This window comes from Acinetobacter sp. 826659 (assembly GCF_000588515.1).
Taxonomy (GTDB): Bacteria; Pseudomonadota; Gammaproteobacteria; order Pseudomonadales; family Moraxellaceae; genus Acinetobacter; species Acinetobacter pittii.
Map to the genome: position 1 here is coordinate 279,934 of NZ_JFYD01000001.1, position 25,047 is coordinate 304,980.

The 25,047-nt window shown below is 38.0% G+C and carries 24 protein-coding genes; 8 read left to right on the forward strand and 16 right to left on the reverse strand.

Going from position 1 to position 25,047, the window contains the following annotated elements:
- Positions 1-107: 107 nt before the first annotated feature.
- The 3 genes from J663_RS01340 to J663_RS01350 form a co-directional block, all read right to left on the reverse strand.
- Complete coding sequence (locus tag J663_RS01340; RefSeq protein WP_033848019.1) at positions 108-656, reverse strand: cysteine hydrolase family protein; 549 nt, start codon at positions 654-656, stop codon at positions 108-110.
- Positions 657-888: 232 nt separating this feature from the next.
- Positions 889-1,119, reverse strand: a complete 231-nt coding sequence (locus tag J663_RS19450) for a hypothetical protein (protein ID WP_005068773.1) — start codon at positions 1,117-1,119, stop codon at positions 889-891.
- Between the two features lie 289 nt (positions 1,120-1,408).
- Entirely contained in the window at positions 1,409-1,738 is a 330-nt protein-coding gene (locus tag J663_RS01350; RefSeq protein WP_182924259.1) for a YcgJ family protein, read from the reverse strand.
- Positions 1,739-2,079: 341 nt separating this feature from the next.
- On the opposite strand from J663_RS01350, the gene J663_RS01355 reads away from it, so the two are divergent.
- Together J663_RS01355 and J663_RS01360 are read left to right on the forward strand one after the other, a co-directional pair.
- Positions 2,080-3,237 carry an iron-containing alcohol dehydrogenase gene (locus J663_RS01355; protein WP_033847374.1) on the forward strand — a complete coding sequence of 386 codons (1,158 nt, stop codon included), beginning with the start codon at positions 2,080-2,082 and terminating at the stop codon, positions 3,235-3,237.
- Positions 3,237-3,671: an acyl-CoA thioesterase gene (locus J663_RS01360; RefSeq protein WP_002115173.1), complete on the forward strand. Its 435-nt coding sequence runs from the start codon at positions 3,237-3,239 to the stop codon at positions 3,669-3,671. The genes J663_RS01355 and J663_RS01360 overlap by 1 nt, the downstream gene beginning before the upstream one ends.
- Before the next feature lie 47 nt (positions 3,672-3,718).
- Here the strand turns inward: J663_RS01360 and J663_RS01365 are convergent, their stop codons facing one another.
- From J663_RS01365 to amvA, 6 genes are all read right to left on the reverse strand, one after another.
- On the reverse strand, positions 3,719-5,947 hold the full coding sequence (locus J663_RS01365) for a phosphocholine-specific phospholipase C (RefSeq protein ID WP_033847375.1): 2,229 nt from the start codon (positions 5,945-5,947) through the stop codon (positions 3,719-3,721).
- Between the two features lie 26 nt (positions 5,948-5,973).
- Positions 5,974-6,126, reverse strand: a complete 153-nt coding sequence (locus J663_RS19280; protein WP_155393323.1) for a hypothetical protein — start codon at positions 6,124-6,126, stop codon at positions 5,974-5,976.
- A gap of 145 nt (positions 6,127-6,271) precedes the next feature.
- Positions 6,272-8,356: a DNA polymerase III subunit gamma/tau gene (locus tag J663_RS01370; protein ID WP_033847376.1), complete on the reverse strand. Its 2,085-nt coding sequence runs from the start codon at positions 8,354-8,356 to the stop codon at positions 6,272-6,274.
- Between the two features lie 122 nt (positions 8,357-8,478).
- A complete protein-coding gene (cpaB, locus tag J663_RS01375) occupies positions 8,479-9,111 on the reverse strand; it encodes a metalloprotease secretion chaperone CpaB (RefSeq protein WP_033847378.1) in 633 nt (210 codons plus the stop codon).
- A 22-nt stretch (positions 9,112-9,133) separates the two neighbouring features.
- A complete protein-coding gene (gene cpaA, locus J663_RS01380) occupies positions 9,134-10,915 on the reverse strand; it encodes a metalloendopeptidase CpaA (RefSeq protein ID WP_033847379.1) in 1,782 nt (593 codons plus the stop codon).
- A 258-nt stretch (positions 10,916-11,173) separates the two neighbouring features.
- The gene (amvA, locus tag J663_RS01385; RefSeq protein WP_033847380.1) at positions 11,174-12,652 is read right to left on the reverse strand and encodes a multidrug efflux MFS transporter AmvA; all 1,479 of its coding nucleotides are present in this window, start codon (positions 12,650-12,652) and stop codon (positions 11,174-11,176) included.
- Between the two features lie 125 nt (positions 12,653-12,777).
- Between amvA and J663_RS01390 the strand changes: the two genes are divergently transcribed.
- Complete coding sequence (locus J663_RS01390; protein ID WP_000323814.1) at positions 12,778-13,356, forward strand: TetR family transcriptional regulator; 579 nt, start codon at positions 12,778-12,780, stop codon at positions 13,354-13,356.
- A 47-nt stretch (positions 13,357-13,403) separates the two neighbouring features.
- Here the strand turns inward: J663_RS01390 and J663_RS01395 are convergent, their stop codons facing one another.
- The 3 genes from J663_RS01395 to J663_RS01405 all read right to left on the reverse strand — a co-directional run bounded on the left by J663_RS01395 (position 13,404) and on the right by J663_RS01405 (position 17,056).
- On the reverse strand, positions 13,404-14,663 hold the full coding sequence (locus J663_RS01395; RefSeq protein ID WP_033847382.1) for a serine hydrolase domain-containing protein: 1,260 nt from the start codon (positions 14,661-14,663) through the stop codon (positions 13,404-13,406).
- Positions 14,664-14,734: 71 nt separating this feature from the next.
- Positions 14,735-15,589 (reverse strand): MaoC family dehydratase, encoded by an 855-nt coding sequence (locus tag J663_RS01400; protein WP_032038164.1) that lies wholly within the window; start codon positions 15,587-15,589, stop codon positions 14,735-14,737.
- Between the two features lie 75 nt (positions 15,590-15,664).
- On the reverse strand, positions 15,665-17,056 hold the full coding sequence (locus J663_RS01405; RefSeq protein WP_033847383.1) for a 3-oxoacyl-ACP reductase: 1,392 nt from the start codon (positions 17,054-17,056) through the stop codon (positions 15,665-15,667).
- A 235-nt stretch (positions 17,057-17,291) separates the two neighbouring features.
- On the opposite strand from J663_RS01405, the gene J663_RS01410 reads away from it, so the two are divergent.
- A complete protein-coding gene (locus J663_RS01410; protein WP_033847385.1) occupies positions 17,292-18,860 on the forward strand; it encodes an acetyl-CoA C-acetyltransferase in 1,569 nt (522 codons plus the stop codon).
- 64 nt (positions 18,861-18,924) lie between these two features.
- On the opposite strand, the gene aceI is transcribed toward J663_RS01410, so the two are convergent.
- Positions 18,925-19,359, reverse strand: coding sequence for a chlorhexidine efflux PACE transporter AceI (aceI, locus tag J663_RS01415; protein ID WP_005073799.1), 435 nt, complete (start codon positions 19,357-19,359; stop codon positions 18,925-18,927).
- Positions 19,360-19,449: 90 nt separating this feature from the next.
- On the opposite strand from aceI, the gene J663_RS01420 reads away from it, so the two are divergent.
- The 3 genes from J663_RS01420 to leuE all read left to right on the forward strand — a co-directional run bounded on the left by J663_RS01420 (position 19,450) and on the right by leuE (position 22,187).
- Positions 19,450-20,343 carry a LysR family transcriptional regulator gene (locus J663_RS01420; RefSeq protein WP_033847386.1) on the forward strand — a complete coding sequence of 298 codons (894 nt, stop codon included), beginning with the start codon at positions 19,450-19,452 and terminating at the stop codon, positions 20,341-20,343.
- 130 nt (positions 20,344-20,473) lie between these two features.
- Positions 20,474-21,463 carry a transaldolase gene (gene tal, locus J663_RS01425; protein WP_033847388.1) on the forward strand — a complete coding sequence of 330 codons (990 nt, stop codon included), beginning with the start codon at positions 20,474-20,476 and terminating at the stop codon, positions 21,461-21,463.
- Between the two features lie 73 nt (positions 21,464-21,536).
- Complete coding sequence (gene leuE, locus J663_RS01430) at positions 21,537-22,187, forward strand: leucine efflux protein LeuE (RefSeq protein WP_025466523.1); 651 nt, start codon at positions 21,537-21,539, stop codon at positions 22,185-22,187.
- 51 nt (positions 22,188-22,238) lie between these two features.
- Here leuE and J663_RS01435 read toward each other — a convergent pair whose 3' ends face one another.
- On the reverse strand, positions 22,239-22,712 hold the full coding sequence (locus J663_RS01435; RefSeq protein WP_033847389.1) for an Lrp/AsnC family transcriptional regulator: 474 nt from the start codon (positions 22,710-22,712) through the stop codon (positions 22,239-22,241).
- Between the two features lie 186 nt (positions 22,713-22,898).
- On the opposite strand from J663_RS01435, the gene J663_RS01440 reads away from it, so the two are divergent.
- Positions 22,899-24,074, forward strand: a complete 1,176-nt coding sequence (locus J663_RS01440; protein ID WP_033847390.1) for a benzoate/H(+) symporter BenE family transporter — start codon at positions 22,899-22,901, stop codon at positions 24,072-24,074.
- Positions 24,075-24,134: 60 nt separating this feature from the next.
- On the opposite strand, the gene J663_RS01445 is transcribed toward J663_RS01440, so the two are convergent.
- Both J663_RS01445 and J663_RS18670 read right to left on the reverse strand, forming a co-directional pair.
- A complete protein-coding gene (locus J663_RS01445) occupies positions 24,135-24,578 on the reverse strand; it encodes an RDD family protein (RefSeq protein WP_005068725.1) in 444 nt (147 codons plus the stop codon).
- Between the two features lie 266 nt (positions 24,579-24,844).
- Positions 24,845-25,018 carry a hypothetical protein gene (locus J663_RS18670; RefSeq protein ID WP_033847392.1) on the reverse strand — a complete coding sequence of 58 codons (174 nt, stop codon included), beginning with the start codon at positions 25,016-25,018 and terminating at the stop codon, positions 24,845-24,847.
- Between the last annotated feature and the right edge of the window lie 29 nt (positions 25,019-25,047).

Sequence of the window (25,047 nt, forward strand, 5' to 3'; positions counted from 1 at the left end):
AAGCCCTTCCAATAACAGTTATTTAATAAAGCCTTCTGTACTGCGCCCTTCTAAGGCTACACAGCCTCTTCAAAAGAAGCACTTGGCTTTACCGTTTTGTTTCTAAATTAAAACTCATCTATAAACTCTTCTGTAGTTATTACATTAGCAAAAGCATTGTTTAAAATTTGGTTATGGTGATCAATTATACGCTGAGCACTTAAATGCTTAGAATCAAATGTAGTATGTGCATCTGAGATTAAAGTTACTTTATATCCCACTTCTGAAGCGGCTCTAATAGTAGAGTCGATACAATACTCAGTTTTCATACCAGTGACTATGACTTGATCAACATCAAGTTTTTCTAACCAATCTTTTAGAACAGTGCCCTTAAAACTGCTAGGGTATATTTTCTCAATGACAGTATCTATATCCGGATTAAAAAATAATTCTGCTATCAATTGCGTATTAGCACCGTCTGGATCTAATGGAGTACCTTTTGCTCCAACGTGACGGATAAAAATAACTGGTCTCTTATTTAAGCGCTGATACTCAATAAGCTCACGAATATTTAAAAGTACACTTTGATGGTTATACGGCTTTAGCTCTCCTTTGAATAGGCCATTTTGCATATCAATAACGAGTAAAGCTGATTTTGAGTTATGACTTTTATCCATAATCTTTCTCTGTAAAAAAACCAATAATGTGCAGAGAAAAATAAACCCAGCCATTATTGGCTGGGTTTGGTTATCTTATTAAGTCGCTCTAATAAAAAATCACACGCAGCCTTTTCTGTAGGTCATGGTGGTTGTATTGATTTTCTTTAGTAAACAGTTCATGAATTAAACTTGCTCATCATTAAAGCGCAAATAAACATACCATAGTTTTTTCTCAAAAAACAAAGCTTATTTACTTAACTGAATGTAAGTACTCATAGGCTCCTTTTTCGTTACTCTCCAGTTTAATGACTGCATCTGTTTCATCATTTAGTGTCAGGTTAAATACTTTTTCACCATCATATGAAATTTGATGGCCCATACGAAATTCTGAATCAAGTGACTCAAGAATAATAAAATTTCCTTCATTGTTCGAAGCAATATAGTAAGTGTTGTTCCGATGAACATATCTAATTGTGTACATCACTATTTAAATTCCACCTAAAAATTATGTTTTTTCTTAATAATAAAAAGATCCTTTTTCCCTTCCCAATCAGAAAAGATCCTACCGAAAACTAAACCCTCCCTTATTAATTATTCCCCCTGATCATTTAGTATTTTTTCACCCTATACTATTAAATTGATATTACAGAAATACTTAATAAAAAAAACCCCCGCCATTAGTCGATAGTTAGCGGGGTCTTTTGCGATTTAATTTTACTTTGATAGACTCATCTATCAGAGATATTTACCTCATTTCTGCAATAGAAAAATCATTTATTTTTAAAAAGCTTATCTGTCATAGTTCTATCAATTTTACTGCGATGCCCATTCTCAAAGTATCGATCGACATGGCATAGTTTTGTTTTAGTATCACAGAACACACCGTTTGAGAGCGTAAACGCTGAAGTATCAAAATCACCTTGAGAGAAGGCTTTATTCGCTTTATAAGTCCCTAAATATTTAGCTGTAAGCTTTTTAGAAACACCTTTTTTGTCAGCACAAATATATTTGTCACAAATTACACCTTTTGTAGGCGAATATACACTAGAGCTGGTTTTCGCGATTGCTGCCGAGCTAAGCATCAAACACGTACATCCCATAATACTAAGAAAAGTTTTAGAAATTTTCACTTTTTAGAACCGATAAAATTATAAATTGTTAAGGCATTATATAAATTAGAAGCTTGCCAGAAAATCTACAGAACCCTATAAATAACAAAAAGCCCACTTTTCGACGAGGGTTTAAATATTTTGGTAATCCTCACTTACATATCGGACCCAACATTGCAAAAAAGTATTTATCTATGGGTGGCACAAGGCTTAAGAAAAGCATAGTCACGTCAGAACTACTTTATTTTAAAGTTTCTTATGCTAACTTATTTAGAGATTGAATCTTATAGAGCCATTCAACAATAATGTTCAAAAATAAGGAAATAATGTATATGAGCCATTTTCAATTTCAAACTGTTCCAAATATCATCTCTGGCTTAGGCTCTATACAAGAATTACAGAATGTTTTGTCGTCAAATGCTTACCGTAAGTTATTGCTAGTCACCGATGCAGGCATGGTTAAAAATCAATTACACCATCCCATCCTGCAAATTTTAGATAACCTCAACATTGAATATGTCATCTATGCCGATGTGCAAGCTGATCCCCCTGAACAAGTAGTACTAGATGCAGCCAATTACGCTAAACAGCAAAATGTTGATGCCATTATTGGTTTTGGTGGTGGTAGTTCTCTAGATGTTGCAAAAGTTATTGCTTTACTCGCCCACCCTAATCAGACCCAAAGTTTGCAAGAGATGTACGGCGTAAACCAAGTCACTACAGCTCGTCTTCCGCTTATTTTGATTCCTACTACAGCCGGTACAGGCTCAGAAGTAACGCCAATCTCAATTGTCACTACAGGTGAGACGACAAAGATGGGGATTGTCTCTCCAGTACTGTACGCAGACACTGCGATTCTTGATGCTACTTTTACTCAAAACCTTCCAGCACATATTACCGCTGCAACAGGTATTGATGCGATGGTACATGCTATTGAGGCATATACCTCTAAACATAAAAAAAATATTTATACGGATATTTTAGCCAAGCATGCTTTGAAGTTGTTAAATTATAACTTACCAAAAGTTCTTAAAGATGGTAATGATTTAGAAGCACGTCAAAACATGCTGTTCGGTTCAATGCTCGCAGGTCAAGCGTTTGCAAACTCGCCTGTTGCTGCTGTGCATGCTTTAGCTTATCCACTGGGTGGACATTTTCATTTGTCGCATGGGCATACCAATGCCTTAGTGTTGGTTGAAGTATTAAAATTTAATGCGCCCAATGCAAAAAAATACTATGCAGAGCTTATGCAATGGCTCGATCCATACAGCAATGGCAGCACTGATGGCTTGTGTGATTTATTTATTGACCATATGCAGAACCACTTAGACCGTAGTGGCTTGACCTTAAAACTTAGAGATTTGGATATTGATGAGTCCAGCTTACCTCGGCTTGCACAAGATGCCATGTTGCAAACTCGCTTGTTGCAAAATAACCCACGTGACATGACAGAAGCCGCTGCTTTGGCAATTTATCAGGCAATACATTGATGACTAAACCAGTTTTAAAAACCCGAGATCAGTTTAAGTTCTTTTTAGACATTCAAACGCGTTGGGCAGATAACGATATTTATGGTCATGTGAATAATGTGACTTACTATAGCTACTTCGATACAGCAGCCAATGCATTGCTTATTCAAAAAACAGGTTTTGATATTCATGAAGCAAAATCAATTGGCTTAGTGGTTGATTCAGCTTGTAGTTTTCTTCAGGAATTGTCATTTCCAGAAATTATTCAAGTAGGTGTTGCGATTGGTAAAATCGGTACAACTTCATTGCGTTATGAATTGGCAATCTTTAAACAAGCTCAAGATCAAGCCTCAGCTCAAGGACATTTTGTGCATGTGTTTGTAGATCGCGAAACGCGTAAGACTGTACCAATTTCTGAGTCAGTTCGTGAAACTTTAAAAAGTTATTTATTATAAAAAATGGGGCAAAAAGAAAATAATTTGTTCTTTTTGCCCACCTAAACTTACATCATTGCAGGGTCACTAAAGGAATCTTCACCCGTTTCGACTCGACCAGCAAAACGTCGGTAATAATATGGATCACTCTGAATGGTGATTTCAAAATCATACCAATGCCCTACATCATCTAAAGCCCAATGTTGCTTAACGACTTGACCTGCTTTTACAGTAAGCTGTAAAGGCGCATCTTGTCGATAGGCACAAGGTTTTACCGTCAATATCGCATCCTTAGTACCATCATTCATAAGTTCGACATAAACATCACCATTGGCAATGTCATAGCACACTCGAATTTCAGGTTTAACACCACTATCGACAATACGTTGAGTATCCCCTTTGAAATGACGATGGTAGCCATTTGGACCGAGTACCCATAAGTCGTAACGGCCCAAGTTATCTTTTAAAACATCCCATTCATCATCTAAAGTTTTATTCGGCTCGACAATATAACGCTTAGGAATTCGGTCTAAGTTGAGCTTGTCATAAACATGTAAAACCGCTGCTTGCGTACCTGTATTAGAGAAAATCAATTGCACTTTGCCATCAGTATTACAGCGTGCGCTGGTGTGTAGCTCGTAAGGTAGTGCACGTGAAAGACGTATACCACTTTGCTGAATCGGTAACTTTGTATCCGTGGGTACAGGCACAGCTGGTAAAGCTTCTTGATTTTCTCTTAACTCATCTGCTTGCACACGTGTTTGTTTACCATTCAGCTGCGGTAAAACATCTGCATTTGGTGTTTTAAAGTTAAATGCACTGGTTAAATCACCACATACTGCACGGCGATATGGACTGATATTCGGCTCTTTAACCCCAAAACGTTTTTCTAAAAACATGAGCACAGAAGTATGATCAAACACTTGTGAGTTCACCCAACCACCACGGCTCCATGGGGAAATCACATATAACGGAACACGAGGACCCGGACCATAAACGCGTCCATCAGGTGTAGGCTGTGAATGACTTCCCTCAGGTGCAGCATGATCGAAATATTCATCCTGCATATCGGCACTACTTAATGTCGATTTGCCAGCATACTGACCATTTTTAAGTCGAGATGGCGCTGATGGCGATGGCATATGGTCAAAGTAACCATCATTTTCATCAAAGTTAATAAGTAGTGCTGTTTTACTCCAAACCTCTGGTACAGCAGTTAATGCATCAATAATTTCTTGAATAAACCATGCCCCTTGAACTGGGCTTGAAGGATCTGGATGTTCGCAATAAATCGATGGCGCGTTAATCCAAGAGACTTGAGGTAATTTACCCTCACGAATGTCGCGTTTAAAAGCATCAAGATATTCTTCTGGTTTATTGCCCGGCAATGTATTTGCAATGCCCTTATAAAGTGGATTTTTAGCATTATCAGTAGCCGCATCATAGGCTTTATAAGGTAGTTTTTGACCCGTATCCGCATACGGTTTATTCGGTTCGCCGCCACTTGAAACAGGATAGCCAGATGCAATGTTGGCCTTTCTAAACGAACGAAATGCACCCAACATATTATCGCCCCATTCATCTGGCATATTTTGATAACAAATCCAACTTACCCCTGCTTCTTCCAAACGCTCAGCGTAAGTCTTCCATGTATAACCACGGTCTGCCGTCGCTGGGTTACCATCAATCCAGTCCCACTCATTATTTACAAATGAACGCTTGGTCGGTGTTGCACCATTTGTACCCGTTAAATGATAAGAACGGTTTGCATCTGTTCCAGTGTGCATCGAGCAATGGTAGGCATCACAAATCGTAAAAGCATTCGCAAGCGCAAACTGATATGGAATTTCTTTCTCTTTAAAATAACCCATTGAGATATCAGTTTTATGAGTTGGCCAGTTTGCCATGCGCCCATTGTCCCAAGCCAGCTGACTGTCGTTCCAAGTATGTGGCGTACCATCTGCACGCTGTGCATTATTGGCTGTACCATCTAAGTGAAAAGGCGTTAAAACTTGCCCATTACTTCTAAGCTGCTCCCAAACACGGCGGCCACTTGGCAAAGGAATCGTAAAACGATCGGCAAACCCTCGGACGCCTTTTAATGTTCCGAAGTAATGGTCAAAAGATCGGTTTTCCTGCATTAAAATAATAACGTGCTCGACATCCTGAATGGTTCCAGTTTTATTATTTGCAGGAATTGCTAAAGCTTTTTGAATACTCGATGGGAAAGTTGCCAATGCCGCAGCACCAAAACCCATATTTAAAGAGTAATTTAAAAATTTACGACGTGTAATCATGATCAGGTTCTTTTTATTATTTAAGTTTATGGAGCACAGCGCATTACAGGCTTTTTACCTGTATCTGGTGTATTTGAATTATCATTTGCCGAGTCGTTACAACCACTCAGCAAAATCGCGCCGATTAATAAAAAATATGAATATTTAAAACAATTTATTCCAGTGCATTGCCTTTTCATGACGATATATAGTCCATTTAAAATCTAAAATGGCTAACATAGAAAAGTACAATGACAGTGACATGACCCAAATATTTCAATCCAGTGAAAAATATGAAAAGTCTATTATTTTCATATTCTGCACCAGATCAAAAATCAGATGAATTTAAGGCTTTAATTGAATATTTTGTAGTTCGCCATCAAAAGTTTCTATGAGACTCTTAATCACTGGCTGTTGCTGTAATAGCTCAGCTGCTCTATGAAAGGCTTTTTCTTTACGTGCACTTTGAATTGTATAGGGAGTAGATGTATTCAAAGCACCATATTCAACTGTAAATTGAGTATTCGGCCATTGCTCATTTAATGCATCAATAAGGCCTTGTTGTAATTGGGTCAGCATATTTTCATATTCTTGAGGAATATGGAAAATAGTATTGCCACCAATTTCACCAGTCATCACACCATGTTGAGCAAGTTCTTGAACGGCTGGAGAAAGCTGACTATTTCTAAACCAATATTCCCACTTTTCGAGTGTCCACTCACCTTCCAAAACTTGAGGAGAAAGCTTCAAGATATCTTGAGGCATCAACTGACCGTGATCAGTTGCACTAGGCTCTTTTACAACGGCAACTGTTTCAACAACAACTTCAGCCTGCACCAATGACTGCTGCTCAATAACAGGTTCAGAGGCAAGATCAGGCGTATCTTGGGCCAGCGAAAATTCAGCGCTAGGCGTTTCAAATAAACCCATAGGTTCAGCAGTGAAAGCTGGTTCAGGTTCAATATTTTTAGTTTGTGTTTCTGCTTGCACTTGTACTAACTTTTGTTCTGGTACAGGAATGAAATCTTCCTCTAGAACACTAACAGTCTCTTGAACAACTGCTGAATCAAGCCCAATCAACTCATGATGATTTGGGTCAAATACCATTAAATCCTGATTAGACTGAGGTTCAGGTTCAGGTTCAGGTTCAGGTTCAGGTTCAGGTTCAGGTTCAGGTTCAGGTTCAGGTTCAGGTTCAACCATAGCGGGCTGGTTAATAACTTCAACAGGCTGAACCGTATTTACTGGAGTAATCTCCTGAGCTTTTTGCTGAACTTGTTGGGTCAAACTCACCACTGCTTGCTCATTTTGTTGAACAGGCTCTGATACCACAATTTCATTAGGCGCTAAAGGTCGGAATGCCAATAAGCGTAAAACACACATTTCAAAGCCTTGCTCTTGCGTCACGGCAAGTTGCAAGTCTGAACGTCCTTTACATGCGATTTGGTAATAAAGCTGTAAATCTTGAGCAGAAATCAGCATAGACAATTGCATGATTTTGCGATTGATTTCATCGCTATATTTCAAACTCAAATCAGGTAGATATTGCAAAATTGCCAATTCATGCAATGTCGAAATGAGCTGATCAAGCACAAGTGAAACATCTAGCGCTTGATGTCTAAATTGCAATAAAAGCTGACTAACTTTCTCACGTTGATTTTGATGAATCGCCAAAATCAAATCATAAATGATCGTACGATCAATCAAACCAAGCATTTCTTTAACATCTTGATGATGTACTGAACCTTGACCATAAGCAATGGCTTGGTCAGTTAAAGATAATGCATCACGCAGTGAACCTTGAGCAGATTCAGCAATTTGCCAAATTGCATCTTGATCAGCAGTAATCTGTTCTTTTTCAAGAATAGCGCCAAGGTGCTTGGTAATTTCATCGACAGCTAAAGGTCGTAGAGTAAATTGCAAACAACGTGAAATGACTGTAATAGGTAGCTTTTGTGGATCAGTCGTTGCAAACAGAAACTTAACGTGTTCCGGTGGTTCTTCTAGTGTTTTTAATAACGCATTAAAAGAATGCGTTGATAGCATATGTACTTCGTCAATCAGGTAAACTTTAAAACGACCTTGCGTTGGCGCATACGGAACGTTGTCTAAAAGTTCACGCGTATCTTCTACTTTTGTTCTTGAAGCAGCATCAATTTCGATCAGGTCAATAAAACGGCCTTCGTTTACTGCTTTACAGGTTGCACAGACTTCACATGGTGTAGAAGTTACACCCGTTTCGCAGTTCAAACACTTGGCTAAAATACGTGCAATTGTAGTTTTACCTACACCACGCGTTCCTGTAAATAAATAAGCATGGTGAAGACGACCGCGTTCCAATGCACTACTTAATGCACGAGAAACATGGTTTTGCCCCACTAACTCATTGAAATTACGTGGACGGTATTTTCTAGCAAGTACTTGATACATGTATGCTCCTTGTTACAGGCATAAGCATACTTTGTTTTTAAAAGAGTGTGAACGCATAAAGCTCATATCCGTACAGATAAACTGCGAACTGGCTTCTTTTCTCTACCAGAACCATTTATTGTCTAAGGATGATCATGATGAAGCTCTTGATCAGTAACACCTTCATCCATCGTTTGCACTAGCCCCACACCATCCTTAATTTCAGCCGAATAATTTCCCTTCTCGGTAAAAATTTGCATGATCGTATAATGGTCTTTTTGACTTTGAGTAATGGTAAAGAAATTTTGGTTCGGATCGCCCTGATCAAATTTTCCAGTCCACCGAACAATATCTTGGTCAACAGGTTCGATCTCTACAATTTTTCCTGTGCGATTAATGCCATATTCCAACATTTGGAACTTAACAGTGTCGCCCACTTTTTTAAGTTCAATCACATTTGGATCATATTTAATGACCATACCTTCTGCATTTTTAATTAGTGGAAAATTAACATTAGAAGGCAGTTGATCCTTTTCTATTTCATTAAAAACAATCTGTTGCTGAGACAATCTTTCTTTTTCGGACGGACTCAAATTCAGTATATTTTGACGAGCAAATTCATTCTGATTATCTGCCAGTTTTTGCCCAGTCCCTTGCCCATTTTCTGAAGACGACGTTAAAGCAGAAGAGCTTTGCTGTGAAAAGGCAAACCAGAGTAAAACTGCTAACGCCACGCAAGCGATAGCAGTTCCTATTAACAATTTATTTTTCTTCATTATTTACAGCTAAAAATAGAGATTAGTTATATAGAGAAATTTTCTGCGCATTCAGGTTAATGACACTGACAGCATCAATTTTTCCTTCTTCCCCTAAACGTACACCATATTTAGGGTTATACAGATATGGACTCGAATAGAAATTAATATTATTGCCACCCATTGCAGTACTTCCTAACGGATGGGCAAAACCTGAGCCAATATTAGTTGAACCATTATGGTACAGACCAAGATTGTGCCCGACTTCATGACGCATGGCCGCGAAAGAACAACCTGCAATATCATTTGCGCCAATCATGTTATATGCAGAAGCATTAATCCAAGCCCAACCACAACCGCCATCACCTGGTTCATTACCTTGATAATAGATACCATCTGCCAATACACGTTTTCGCTCATTTTGTACCGTCGTGTCATCTCGTCCAGTAGAGATTGCTTCTTTTAAAGTGGCAGCAGGAATTTTGTAAGTTAGGTAACCTACATCTCTTAAGTAAAAACGTGCATTCGAATTTTCAGCAGTTAAATTCGTTAAATTTACGCCTTCAATCATTCTAAGTTTTGCAGCGCTTTCTCCTAAAATTGAGTTTACCTCCGGGCTAGAAACCAACAACATATCAATTGTATAACTATCTACTGTCCAGCCTTGAGCGGTGTATATAAAACGGCGATTTTCACCATTTTTAATTGTAGTAGACAAGCCATTAGGGGCATTAATATAAGTGTCTGCCGATGCATTTGACACAATAACCACCTTATCCCCGACTTGAGCTTTAGCGGGTAGCTGCAAGGTCGGCTGCCAATTTGATGTAGACAGTTTCACCTTTAAAGTAGGCTGAGTCATATTTGGTAAAGTTGCAGGGATTGTTGCGGCTGAATCAATCACCTTTGTAGGTGAAGAGATCAGTTGCCAATATCCTTTGTCGCTTACATACATAAACTCATATTGATCGCCTGTTTTAAGCGTTAAAGTCGCTTGGCTATTAATATTAGTATTATTAATTTTTGCAGACCAAGTTGCAGTAGACTTGATAATAATTCTATCTCGATCACTTGCAGTGGTAGGCAAAGTGAAATTGGAAACCCAGTTTCCATCTCCAAATGAAATTTCTGTAAGTGGACTATTAACTGTCGCTAATGACGTTCCAATTTGCTGAACATTTAGCTTCTGTGGTTTTATATACTCTGGAACCCATTTTCCTAAAGCAGAATAATATTTAAACCAATATTCAGAGCCATTTTTTAATATAAAACTGCTCGGGAATAGTAAGTTTGTTTTATCAATGTCCGAACTTGCACTTGCTGTAGAAACAACTTGTACGGTTGTTCCATCACGTACATCACTCGGTAATGCTATGGTTTGTGCCCATTTGTCATTTTGAATAAGTACTTTTTGCATTGATGCAGTTGTTAATGGAACGACTTCATAGGTCGCACCATTAGTAGGACTCACTGTCGCTAATTGAGCGATCCATTTATTTTGACTACTATTAAAGATGAATTGGTAAACATCACCACTATTTATCTTTAAAACCTCTAACGGAATATTGGTATTAGAAATATCTAGATAACTACTATAGGCAGCACTAGAACGAATTGTAATTTTGTCCAAATTATTAGCGCTTGTGGGTAAAGTGAGGTTTTTGACCCAATTCCCATTTGCTAGATTAAATTCTAAATCTGAATAACCGGATGGAATTGATCCACTATTATTATTCTGATTTGGTGAAAGTACAGTTGCGGCATATACAAGTGAAGACGCAACAATTGCTCCAATAATGAGTGATGTTTTTAATTTAAAATTCACAGCAGCCTCTTTTATTTGTTTTTAGATTTTTCGAATAGCAGGTTAGCAAACCATTTTTACGCAGTCAATTTCACAATAATTATTTTTTCATTAAATTTCAATTACATGACCACTGAATCATTTTGAAATAAAAATATGAACCTTTTTAAAGAATAGTTTATTTATGAGAATTAAATAACCAATTTTTAATATGTAGAAAATATTAAAAAGATATTTAAGGATAAAAAGAAAGGTAGCCTCTCTTTTTATCCTTTAGTTTTAATTTACTTTCTTTGGAAAGCTCAACCAGACAAATACAGTTAAAAGGAAGAAACAAATAGCTGAAATGGTAAGCACCCAACTATGGGCATAGCTAAAAGCTTGCTGCGCAACTGCAATTAATTGCCCTCCCAAAGGATTTTCAAGGTTAGACGCTAATTGTATGGTTTCTCCAATCGAGATACTCGCTTTTTCAATTAAGTCCGTTGGGAGCTGTTCTGGCAAAATAATTGAACGACTATAAAACCAAGATAACATTAACCCAAATATAGCAACGCCCAAACCAGCCCCAAGCTCGTAAGCCATCCCTTCAATGGCACCTGCTGCACTCGCCTTTTGCGGAGGTACAGATGACATAATCGCAGCAGTTGAAGCAAGTAAAGCAATCTCAATGCTAAAGCCTAAAAAGACCATACACGTCCATGCTAAAAAGTGGTCGGTCGAGAAGTTGAGTTGGGCAAGTCCCCATAGACTAAATCCACTTATTAAAATACCAACAGTAGATACAAGTCTAAGTCCCCACTTATTCAAGCAAATTCCAGCTAATGGACCTCCTAAACTAATCGCAATCATGAATGGAATAATAAACATGGCTGCCTGTAATGGTGAAAACCCATGTACAAACTGCAATTCTTGAGACAAAAGTAATTCAAAACCAACCAAAGCAATCATAGAAACAACTGCCATAACAATGCTGGTAGAAATCACTGGATGTTTAAACAATTCCAGATCAATCATTGGCGTCATAGCTCTTTTTTGGCTTCGAATGAAGTGGATTAAAGTACTTATACCAATTACAAACATCACGACTGTAAGTATCGACAAGCTGTACATAGCCGATTTGATTGAATAGATCAGGCTTAAAATGGCTACAACCAAAATTAAAGCTTGCCCTAAATTAATTGGCTGATCAGTCTTCTCTTGTTGTTTAGGGATAATCATCACAATCATGACCAGAACCACTAAAATAATCGGGATATTGATAAGAAATACAGCTCCCCAATGGAAGTGTTCTAGTACAAAACCACCGACTAATGGACCAAAAGCTGCTCCACCACCACCCACTGTAGACCAAAGACCAAGTGCAAAATTTCTCTGTTTTTCTTCGGTAAAGGCATTACGGATGCCGGATAAAGTGGCTGGAATAAGCATGGCTGCCCCTAAACCTAAAACAGCGCGGGAAGCAATTAACGCGTAAGCTGTTGGAGAAAAGGCAGCAGCTAGAGAACCGACACCAAAAACTGCGGTTCCAATAAATAATAATTTTTTAAAGCCAATACGATCACCGAGTGCGCCCATTGGCAAAATCAAACCCGCCATAATCAGTGAATAAATATCAATAACCCATAAAAGCTGATTGGCAGTTAAATTCAATGCTGCACTTAAAGATGGTGTTGCAACATGCATCACCGTTGCATCAATTGTAACCGGTAAATAAATAAGGACGATAATTGTCAGGATTAACCATTTTTTTTGCATAACGCTCTTCAATATCCAAAACTTGGACATGTGTTCAAATCATGGTTATTATATACACAATTGGACACTTGTCCAACTTTTAGTTTTAATGTAATTTGTGTCGAATTCAGTCAGGTGAAAGAAACATGGCCTATCTTAATCGCGATCAACGTAGAGAAATGATTCTGCAAGCTGCCATGCAAGTCGCTTTGGCTGAAGGTTTTACAGCCATGACGGTACGCCGAATCGCAACAGAAGCGCAAACCTCTACCGGACAAGTTCACCACCACTTTTCTTCGGCATCTCATTTAAAAGCTGAAGCTTTTTTAAAGCTGATGGAACAGCTCGATGAAATTGAACAAACTCTCCAAACAACCAGCCAATTTCAAAGACTCTTCATCCTATTGGGTGCAGAAAATATCGACAAACTTCAGCCCTACTTACGTTTATGGAATGAAGCTGAACTCTTGATTGAGCAAGATATTGAAATACAAAAGGCTTATAACCTTGCTATGCAAAGTTGGCATCAAACAATTGTGCAAGCGATTGAGTGTGGCCAAAAAGAAGGCGAATTTAAAAACAGATCAAATTCCACAGACATTGCATGGCGACTCATTGCCTTTGTTTGCGGCTTAGAAGGTATTTATAAACTTGGTTTACAAGGTTTAGCTGAAGAAGACTTCAAGCGCCATACCGAAGCGATTATTCGCCTAGAATTATTATAAATATAGAAGCTGGCATTGATTAGAATGCCAGCTTTAAAATACTAAAATTAGAACCAGCCTTTACGACCTTTTAAAATTTGGTCGGTGCAACGTAAGGCTTCTTGAGTCAGTCCCCACAAACGATAATCACCTGTGATTGAACCAATCTGGAAGTTATGGGTATAAGCAAAGCTGAGGTCACGCTCAGGATCACACCACGCTCCTGAACCATTGTAACCAATATGCCCAAACCCATTTTTAGCGCGTTTACCCATGGTAATAATGCGGTGATAGCCTAAACGCCAATTCATCGGAATTGGCATAACACGATCACGTGCATAACTTTGGATGATGCTGAGCTCTTTAAATACTTCTGGGCGAATAATTTGATGTCCATCCCATTCACCTTGATTTGCTAGCATCGCATAAATTTTAGCAAGACTATTTGCAGTAAATGTGCCGTTTGCTGCTGGAATGACTGCTTGCAACCCCTCGTCACTAAAGAAACTAAGATGTTTCATTCCTTTTGGAATCATGGCATCTTGAAAGTCTTGAGGGTTTTGACCCGTCCACGTAATCATTTTTTCAGAGAGTGAACTCTTGCGTGCTTGAGGCTTTTTAGTTTTTTCAACTTGGGGAGCCGCTGGTTTTTCAGGTTTTTGTTGAATAATTAAACGTGCTACACGATCCAACTCATTTGCAGGCGTCCCAAAATAAGCGCCGTCTAACTGCAACGGTTCAACCAGATATTTTTGCATGAGCTGATCTAAAGATTGACCAGTTGCTTTTTCAAGTACACCACCGACAAGCCAACCAAATGTTAAAGCTTGATAAGCATTACCCTCTCCTGCAAGGAATCTTGGCTTAGTCGCCGCGACCACATCTAACATGTGTGACCAGTCGAGCATTTCTCGCGCACTTTCGATGATATTTCGCACATCAAACATGCCACTTTGATGGCTTAGCACATGACGCAATGTCATTTGCTCTTTTCCATTTTGAGCAAACTCAGGCCAATAAGTCGCAATCGGTTTGTCGTATTCTAAAAAACCTTCACTTACTAAAATATGCGCTAAAGTTGCAAGTATGCCCTTACCTGTAGAATAACAAACTGCCAATGTGTCAGGTTGCCAAGCTTCGGTTTGTGATTTTAGACCCGTGTAGATATCTACAACTTTCTGACCTCTAAAATAAACCGCTAAAGCAGCTCCACCTTGTCCTGTTCTAGCATCTTGAAGACGGCTAAACTGGTGAGCTAAATCAATAAAACGTTCATCTAAAATACCGTGATAGTTATGGGTATCGGCCAGTAAAATCTCTTTAATCACATGAAGTTCCTTGCATTTTTTGTTATTTTGCTCAAAAGCAGCCCAAACCTCTGTTCAGGCTGCTGATATTTTTATAATGCTTTTACTGTTCCTGCAACATGCGGTTTTTGGGATTTCGCATTACGAATTAAGAAATCAGTCTTTTTATCTGTATTGGCAGTTAAAAACTCAACTTTTGACGGTAAGAACATTGGCAGCTTAAACCATACATCTGCTTCATAAGCATTTGGTAATTCAAGGTTTGCTAATGCTTTAGCTTTGCTCCACATACCATGTGCAATGGCTTGCTTAAAGCCAAATGCTTTTGCAGTAATGGCATGAATGTGAATTAAGTTAAAATCACCAGACACTTTCGCATAACGGCGACCTGTGTTTTCTAAAATATTCCACTCTGCCTTTGGAACATAAGCTGGTGCTTGTTCTTCTTTGGCTTTCTCACCTACTCTTTTCTCAACTTTTTGGCGAGATAAATAAGTCGTTAAGCCTTCCATCACCACTTCATTGCCAACTTTTGCCGTGGTAATAAAGTCGAACTGAACACCTTTATCATGCGGTTTTAGTTCCCCAAATTTACATGACAAAGTTAATTTTTCAGTCACAGCAATTGGTCTGGTCTGTTTAATCTGGTTACGAATATGGACTAAACCTAAAATTGGAAATGGAAAGGCTTCTGCCGTCATCATGTGCATTTGCAAACTTTGAGAAAGTACAGCCAAATAAATTGCTGGTACAAAGCCATTATTTTGAAAGCCACATACTTCGTTATAAGCTTTGAGGTGGTTCTGATCAATTTCTAAAGTATCTACCACATATTCAACTTGCGGTAATATTTTTGGACCTTTCGGCTTTTTAAAAATTAAACCTTGCACTACTTTTGGATAAGCCAATGCCGCTTTTGGTAGCTGGCTAAAATGACGAGTATTCATACCTAACCTTTTATAATTTATAGATTCTTGAATAAAAAAGGGATGCACAAGCACCCCCTATTTAGCTAAAAGTGCTTAAGCGCCCAACAAGCTTTGACCACACACTCGTACAACGTTGCCGTTTACGCCTGTAGAAGCAGTTGATGCAAACCATGCAATAGTTTCCGCTACATCAACAGGTAAACCACCTTGTTGCATCGAGTTCATACGGCGACCAGCTTCGCGAATTGCAAATGGAATCGCAGCAGTCATTTGAGTCTCGATAAAGCCAGGTGCTACTGCGTTAATGGTAATACCATTTTTTAAGATAGGCGCAGTAAATTTCACTAGACCAATCACACCTGCTTTCGACGCAGCATAGTTTGTTTGACCAAGGTTACCAGCAATACCGCTAATTGATGATACACAAACAATACGGCCATTTGCATTTAGACCATCGTTTTCTAACAAGTAGTCATTTACGCGTTCAGCAGCAGACAAGTTAATATTAATTACCAAATCCCAAAGCTCTGGCTTCATGTTTGCCAAAGTTTTGTCACGTGTAATACCTGCGTTATGAACAATAATATCTAAACCGCCTTGTTTTGCAGCAGCAGTTTTAATTTTTTCACCCGCATCAGCAGCCGTAATGTCAATTGCCAATGTAGAACCGCCAATATCAGCCGCTACACGGTCAAGGTCAGCTTGTTGTTGTGGTACATCTAGACAAATAACATGCGCGCCGTCACGTGCCAATACATGCGCAATGGCTTCACCGATACCACGGCTCGCACCTGTTACCAACGCAGTTTTACCAGCAAGCGGTTTTGCCCAATCAACATCAACTACATCTGCTTTAGATACACGAATCACTTGACCAGATACATAAGCCGAACGCGGAGAAAGTAAGAAACGTAAAGTTGATTCAAGGTTTGCAGCAGCACCTTCGTCTACATAGACAACTTGAGCAGTAATACCCTTTTTAAATTCTTTACCTACAGATTTGATAAAGCCTTCAAGTGCGCGCTGAGCGATTGCTTGTTTTACAGTTTTTGCAGTTTCAGGAGCTGTACCAATCACAATCACTCGACCAGAAGTCGCAACTTGACGTGCAATTGGGTTAAAGAATTTATAAAGTTCATTTAACTGTTCTGAGTTTTGGATACCAGATGCATCAAATACAACTGCTTTGAATTTTGATTCTTTATCGCCTGCATTGAATGGACGTAAATTTAAACCAACTTTTGCAGCTTCTTGTTGCAAAGCAACGTTATTGCCTACATAGCTATCTGCATGAACATTGCTAAGTACTTGTGCAATCGCACCAGATAATACACTTGACGGCGCTGCGCCAACCAATACTGCACCATTCACTACTGGCTGAGCACTTTCAAAACGCTCTAATACAACTGGCGATGGTAAACCCAGATTTTTAACAACGAATTTACCAATAGGAGATTGTGTAAATGCTTGGTATTGATCAGTCATGATTATTATCTCTCAAAGAAATGAATTTTCTACGACAGGCTTCATTATGTTATGAGATGAATAGCAACAATATGAAAGCAGTCGTTCATTAGAGTTACTCCAAATCATACTTGACTTCATCTTTGGATGTCTTGACCTGAATGCTATCTACAATGTCATTCTAGTCAATACAGGTCTATTTGAATTGTGTTAAGGTAGCTTACAAGAATATCGTTATTATGCTTGGAAAAGCCTTATGAGCAAAACAACTCAAGAAAATCCAGCAGTCGAGAATTCTGCTCAGGAAAAAGTGTCAAATACATCAAAGTCGGCTTCTAACACGGCTAAGCGTAACAACACTACTCCTAAAGCAGCAACTAATACATCAAAAACGACACGTACTCGTTCAACGACTGCACCTGCACGTAGCCCTCGCACTAAGAGCACGGCTACAGCAACTACTTCTACATCTTCAAATGTAGCTACAGCACCAAAAGCAACAAAAACCAAAACTTCTGTTCAACAGGATAAAACCATGAGCCAAAACACTGTTCGCCGCGTTGCAATTATTGGTGGCAACCGTATTCCATTTGCACGTTCAAATACTGCTTATTTCAAAGCGTCTAATTCTGACATGCTGACAGCAGCATTAAACGGTTTGGTTGAGCGCTTTAACTTACAAGGTAAGCGTATTGGTGAAGTCGTTGCTGGTGCTGTTTTAAAACATAGTCGTGACTTTAATATGACTCGTGAAGTTGTATTGAGCACAGATCTTGCTCCTGAAACTCCAGCTTATGACATTCAAATTGCTTGTGGTACAGGTTTACAAGCAGCTTTTGTTGTTGCAAACAAAATTGCACTTGGTCAAATTGACGTAGGTATTGCAGGTGGTGTAGACACCACTTCTGATGCACCAATTGCTGTAGGTGATGGTTTACGTAAAGTTTTACTTGAACTCAATGTAGCTAAAACTGGTAAAGACCGTCTTAAAGCTTTAACAAAAATTGATTTTAAAAAGCTTCTTGATGCACCAAGCAATGGTGAACCACGTACTGGCCTTTCAATGGGTGAGCACCAAGCCATCACTGCTTTAGAATGGGGTATCACTCGCGAAGCACAAGATGAGTTAGCTGCTAGCAGCCATCAAAAACTTGCTGCTGCTTATGAGCGTGGTTTCTTTGATGACTTAATGACTCCATTCTTAGGTCTTAACCGTGACAACAACTTACGCGCAGACAGCACAGTTGAAAAACTTGCTAAATTGAAGCCAGTTTTCGGTAAAGGCGAAACTGCGACAATGACAGCTGGTAACTCAACTCCGTTAACTGACGGTGCTTCTGTTGTCTTGCTTGCTTCTGAAGAGTGGGCAAAAGAAAACGGTCATGAAGTTTTAGCTTACCTTTCTTTCTCTGAAACAGCAGCTGTTGACTTTATTGGTAAGAACGGTCCTAAAGAAGGTTTGTTAATGGCCCCTGCTTATGCGGTGCCTCGCATGCTTAAGCGTGCAAACCTTAAACTTCAAGACTTCGATTTCTATGAAATCCATGAAGCATTCGCATCTCAAGTGTTATCTACTTTGAAAGCTTGGGAAGATGAAAAATTCTGTAAAGAGCGTCTTGGTTTAGATGCACCTTTGGGTTCAATTGACCGTTCTAAACTGAACGTAAATGGTTCATCTTTAGGTGCAGGCCATCCATTTGCTGCAACTGGTGGTCGTATCTTAGCAACTGCTGCTAAATTGATTAATCAAAAAGGTTCAGGCCGCGCATTAATCTCGATCTGTACAGCAGGTGGTGAAGGTGTGGTTGCGATTGTAGAAAAATAATTTCTATAACGACCTAACAAAATAAGCACCCATTTGGGTGCTTATTTCATTTCAATAGATTAGCTTAATGAAGTGATGCAGCTTTGGCATCTGGGAAAAATTTATCTTCAATATGGTCATAGCACCACTGGAAAATAAAGGTATAAACCAAAATACATAAGGTTAAACCAATATCTAAAATAAGTGCATCAATGACACTCATCTGAAGCATATATGCAATCATTGGTACAGTTGCAATCAGCAAACCACCTTCAAAACCAATCGCATGTAAAATCCGCACAGGGATCGTTCTTTCCCAATTATATTTATGCTCTACTTTTTCAAAATAGTGGTTAAAAATCATGTTCCAGAAAACTGAAACCACTGCCATAAACACACCGAGTGTACCGGTTACGTCCATTGGCATATCAAAAATAAAACTTAATGCAATCGCAATGATGACCAATAAAATTCCTTCATAACTGATTGCATGAATGAGCCTTCTCTTGGAAATCAACATTTTTAAATACTCAATAATAACTTGGATAATGTGCATTTTATTTTTATAATATTGATTAATCCAATCAGGTTCTTTCAATTTTTTTGACAGATGAATATTAATCAAGAACAACTACTCATGTTTCAGGCCGTGATTGAGACCGGCTCTTTTTCTGCAGCAGCCCGTAAACTTGGCAAAGTTCCTTCGGCTGTAAGTATGTCTATTGCCAACTTAGAAATTGATCTGGACTTAACTTTATTTGACCGTAAAGGCCGTGAACCTATCCCCACTGACGAAGCACGGGTGTTATACGAAAAGACCTCTCAGCTTTTGATTGAGATGAATCAATGGAAACAGCATGCTCACGCGTTAAGTACAGGGTTAGAAGCTAATTTAACTATTGTGATTGTGTCTGAACTTTTACACACCAATTGGACCGACTATATTTGTCTTTTAGAAAGTCGTTTTCCAGACTTACAAATTAATATTGTGTCTGCCCCTCAAGAAGATGCACTCCAAATGTTATTAGATGGGTCGGCCCAACTTGCACTGATGTTTGAACGTGAGCATCTAGATAACAGAGAACAATTCGTAGAGCTAAAACGTGAGGCTCTAATTCCGGTTATTTCAAACAACCATCCTCTCGCAAGCCAAAATCAGGTTTCTTATGAGCAGATCCTTACTACACGACAAATTGTAGTTGCAAGCCGAGATGAGACTTTAAAACCCGAATTATTATTTTCAAAACATTACTGGCGTACAGATAACCACCACTCTGCTTGTTTAATGATCTTGCGCAATTTGGGTTGGGGTGTTCTTCCTCAAGAAATGTTTAAAGAAAATCCTGAATTAAAAAATAAACTTAAAGTATTGGATTTATTAGATTTCACTCCCCGATTTGAATATTATGTCGACTTGGTATGGAGCCGGGAAAGTGAGCTTGGTGCCGCTGCTAGATTTTTGATTGAACATATCCGTAAGCAACGAATGCAACCGCTGCCTTAAAAATATTTCAAATTTGATGCAGAACCTAAACGTTTTTCTTTGAAATATAACAATTGATATATCGACAGCATGAATAGACTTTGTGCTATAAAGAAAACATAAGATTTATTACTGAAGATGTTGAATATCAATGACTCATACAGCACTTGACCAATTAAAAACATTAACGACCGTTGTTGCCGACAGTAGTGACCTTGATGCAATTCGTAAATTCCGTCCATTAGACGCAACGACTAATCCTTCATTGATTACGGCAGCAGCAGAACAACCAGAAAGTAAAGAGCTCATTGAAGATGCTTATTATCAAGCCAAAGAAGAAGGCTATAGCAACGATGAGTTAATCGAAAGAACCATTGATATTTTAACCGTAAAATTTGGTGTAGAAATTTTAAAACTGATTGAAGGCCGAGTTTCAACAGAAGTTGATGCTGCTCTTTCATATGACACTGAAGCAACCATTCAAAAAGCACATGAATTATGTCAACTTTACAAAGGTTATGGGATTGATCAGTCACGTATTCTGATTAAAATTGCTTCGACTTGGGAAGGGATTCAAGCTGCTAAAGTGTTAGAAGCTGAAGGTATTGCTTGTAACCTCACCCTCCTTTTCGGTTTACATCAAGCTCAAGCATGTGCAGATGCAAAAGTAACTTTAATTTCGCCGTTTGTAGGCCGTATCTTAGATTGGTACAAAAAAGCTGAAGGTGTAGACGCTTACCCTATCGAAAAAGATCCAGGTGTGGTTTCAGTTAAGAAAATCTATACCTATTACAAACAACAAAACATTCCAACTCAAGTGATGGGTGCAAGCTTCCGTAGCATCGACCAAGTACTTGGTCTAGCTGGATGTGATTTGCTAACCATCTCGCCAAGCTTACTAACGCAGCTTGAGCAAGATACGCGTACAGTTGATGCGGCACTTGATGCCTCTCAAGCAAAACAAGCAGAAGCGATTGTTCGACCAGCTCAAGATGAACAAAGTTTTAAAGATGAACTTAACCATGACTTAATGGCATTCCAGCTTTTACAAGGCGGTGTTGATGGCTTTATCAAAGCACGTGACCAATTAAGCCTTTTGTTACGTCAGTCTTTTGGAATTGATGCGGAAATAAAATCTTAAAAAACTGCACTTTTCATACAAAATCACCGATTTTTGTTATCATGACAAAAATCGGTTTTTTATTGGGTTTCTCGTGTTCGGCATAACAGATTTAACGACATATATTATTGGTACATTCCTAATTGTGTTATTGCCCGGACCCAATTCTCTTTATGTGATGTCAATTGCTTCACGTTACGGCATTAAAACCGGATATATGGGGGCATTCGGTATTTTTACCGGTGACCTTATTTTAATGCTGTGTACAGTGCTTGGTGCTGCGTCTTTACTTAAAGCATTTCCATGGGTATTTGTTATTCTTAAATTAACAGGTGCACTTTACCTATCTTATTTAGGCTTTAAACTGTTACAAGGCAGTATTCAACGCTGGAAACAACGTAATCAAACTCAACCAGAAATGGCCGATTTACCCGCTTTAGATAAAATTCATCCTTATAAAACAGCACTTAGTATCAGTTTACTCAACCCTAAAGCGATTTTATTTTTCCTCTCTTTCTTTGTTCAGTTTGTTGAACCCGACTATGCCTACCCAGCTTTAAGCTTTTTAATTTTAGCGGTTATTTTACAGATCATTAGCTTTAGTTATTTAACTGCATTAATCTTCTCTGGAATTAAACTTTCAGCATTTTTTAAAGAGAACCATAAAATTGCAGCGAGCGGAATCTTTCTAGTAGGAATTCTATTTTTTGGGTTTGGTTTAAAACTAGCAACCTCTACAATTTAATTATTTTAATCTGATAAGTTTTGCATTAGAAAGTTAAAATATAATGAACTGCTAAAAGTCCAGCATGCCATCTGTTTTAACTTCATTAAGTACAAAAAAAGTTCTGACTTGTCTTACTCCGGGTAAGGCAATAATCTTTTCACTATGAAATCGGTTAAACGCAGCTAAATCTTTAACACGAATTTTTAGAAAATAATCGACTTCTCCCGCCACCAGATAACACTCTAAAACATTTTCCAAATCACCCGATGCTTGTTCAAATGCTTGAAAGCTGTCAGGGGTTGAACGGTCCAAAACCACACCAACTAACACCACAGTACCACGTTGAACCGTATTGGGATTGATCCGAGCACGAACATCCAAGATTGCTCCAATCTTAAAAAGACGCTGAGTATGATTCCAACAAGATGATGTACTAATACCTACAAGTTTAGCCAATTCAGCATTACTTAAACGCCCATTTTCCTGTAAGGCACGCATAATTTTCAGCTCTAATGGGGTCAAATTTTCAGCCTTATCATCCATAAAATAATATTCTTGATCCATTGTTATTTATGAAATAAATAATAGCATTATTTAATAATTTAAAAAGATTATTTATTTTTTAACCTAAAAATAGAAAGCACCTTCTTAAAAAAAATTGTTAAATTCACCCCAACTGGAAGCAATGGCAGAAGCCTATTAATTTTTCTTGGATTTAGAACACGTATCATGCAAAAAATTCTTCAAGATTTTTCAATTCCAGCAGTATTTGCTGGTTTTATTACCTTTCTTATTGGTATTAGTGTTTCGGCTATTTTAGTGATTCAGGCTGCTCAAGCTTTAGGTGCGTCATCTGAACAAATCACCTCATGGTTTTGGGCTTTAGGCTTAGGTATTGGTTTATCAGGACTCATCCTTTCTTGGAAATTTAAATATCCCGTAGCAACAGCTTGGTCAACTGCGGGCCTCGCTTTAATTATGGCAACAGGTAGTGGATATAGTTTAAATGAAGCGATTGGTGCTTTCTTAGTTGGTGGTTTACTAACAGCGATTTTAGGCTTTTCAGGTATTTTTCAAAAAGCGCTGTCATACATTCCTCAAAGTTTAACAAGTGCCATGCTGGCAGGCGTCCTACTCAAATTTGGTATTTCACTTTTCGCAAGTTTACAAAATGATTGGGCGTTTGTTTTGTCCTTACTTAGCATTTATGTCATTACAAAAAGATTATGGCCGCGTTATAGCATTGTATTTACCGTAATTTCAGGTATTGCCCTATGCCCTATCTTTTTAGAATTTCATATGCCTACAATTCAGTGGTCTTTAGCAAAACCTGTTTGGATTAGTCCTGACTTTAGCTGGTCAGCACTTTTGGGCTTAGCACTGCCACTGTTTGTAATTAGTATGGCTTCTCAATATTTACCGGGTATTGCCATGATCAAAAGTTATGGCTACAAACCACATGTGAATCAACTTATTGGCTGGACAGGTTTAACCCAAGTTGTGCTTGCACCGTTTGGCTGTTATAGCGTCAATATTGCTGCGATTAGTGCTGCCGTAAGCTTAGATGATCAAGTTCATCCTGACCCAAGCAAACGCTATATTGCAGGTATAAGCTGTGGTTTTTTCTACATCTTAATGGGTTTGTTTGCTGCAACACTCACAAGTTTATTGATGTCTTTTCCTCATATTTTTATTGTAGCTTTGGCTGGAATTGCATTACTTGGTACGATCAGCCACAACATTGCGATTGCTTTTGCTCAAATTGAAGAACGTGAAGCTGCATTATTTACCTTTTTATGTAGCGCTTCGGGTATTCAATTCTTCGGGATCGGCTCAGCATTTTGGGGATTGGTTGTCGGAATTATTGTATTTGTTGTGCTCAAATTTAAAGCCAAAAAAAGCTAATAAAAAAAGCGTTCATAGCTCCCTATTTTCAATGCTATGAACGCTTTTCAGTATGGTTTATTATAACTCTCTTACTACGACTGATTTTGCCATTTTGTCGTGCCAGCCTTGTTTTTTAGCGTCAAATGCCACCCAAAAAAGACCAATACCAAATACTAAAATTGATGGAATATAGCCAATATATCGAATAATGCTCTGCATGACTGTGAGCTTATTACCTGTTTTTTCATCTAAAACTTTTAAGCGCATCAAACGTTTGCCGGGTGTACCTGCAAAATACAACCAACATAAAACTGAATATAAAAAAGGAAATGCATAGTTCACAATCAGGTCAAACCAATAGTTTTGTGGCTGACTACTTAAGCCTGTAGCAAATACTAAGTCGTAATCTCCCCGATAAAAAATCCATGCGGCTGGAATAATTGCTAAACAAAGAATAAGACTATCAATAATCATTGCGCCAAATCTTAACCAGAACCCTGCATACTCATACTTATAAGTCATGCCTACCTCACTTTGTTATTGTTTAATAGCTAAAATGGTCTTACTACTTTACTTTTATCCTAATTGAAACTTTTTTATTTTTAAATACTTAAATAAATTTTAAATTTCTTACTTTTATATTTTATTGTAATTATTTTGATCAAAAAACATCATTAACCACATATCTCTACAAAAATTTAATTTAATCTTTTAAAAACTGACATATTTTATGTCAGTTATATCGAAATACGTTTATAAATAAATTAAATTACAAATAAATATTATATTTATTGCCAAAATAAAATATCTATTTTAAATTCTTTTTTTAATAAAAGTGCTGCAAATAATAGAGCCAATCCGATTGTAATTAAAAAAACACTTAAACTGATTAATCCATAAACAATTGTTATACTGCCTAATATAGCTAAAATATAAAAAATAATTACACTGATTGTTGGCATTTCAATTTATTCCACTACTTAAAATAAAA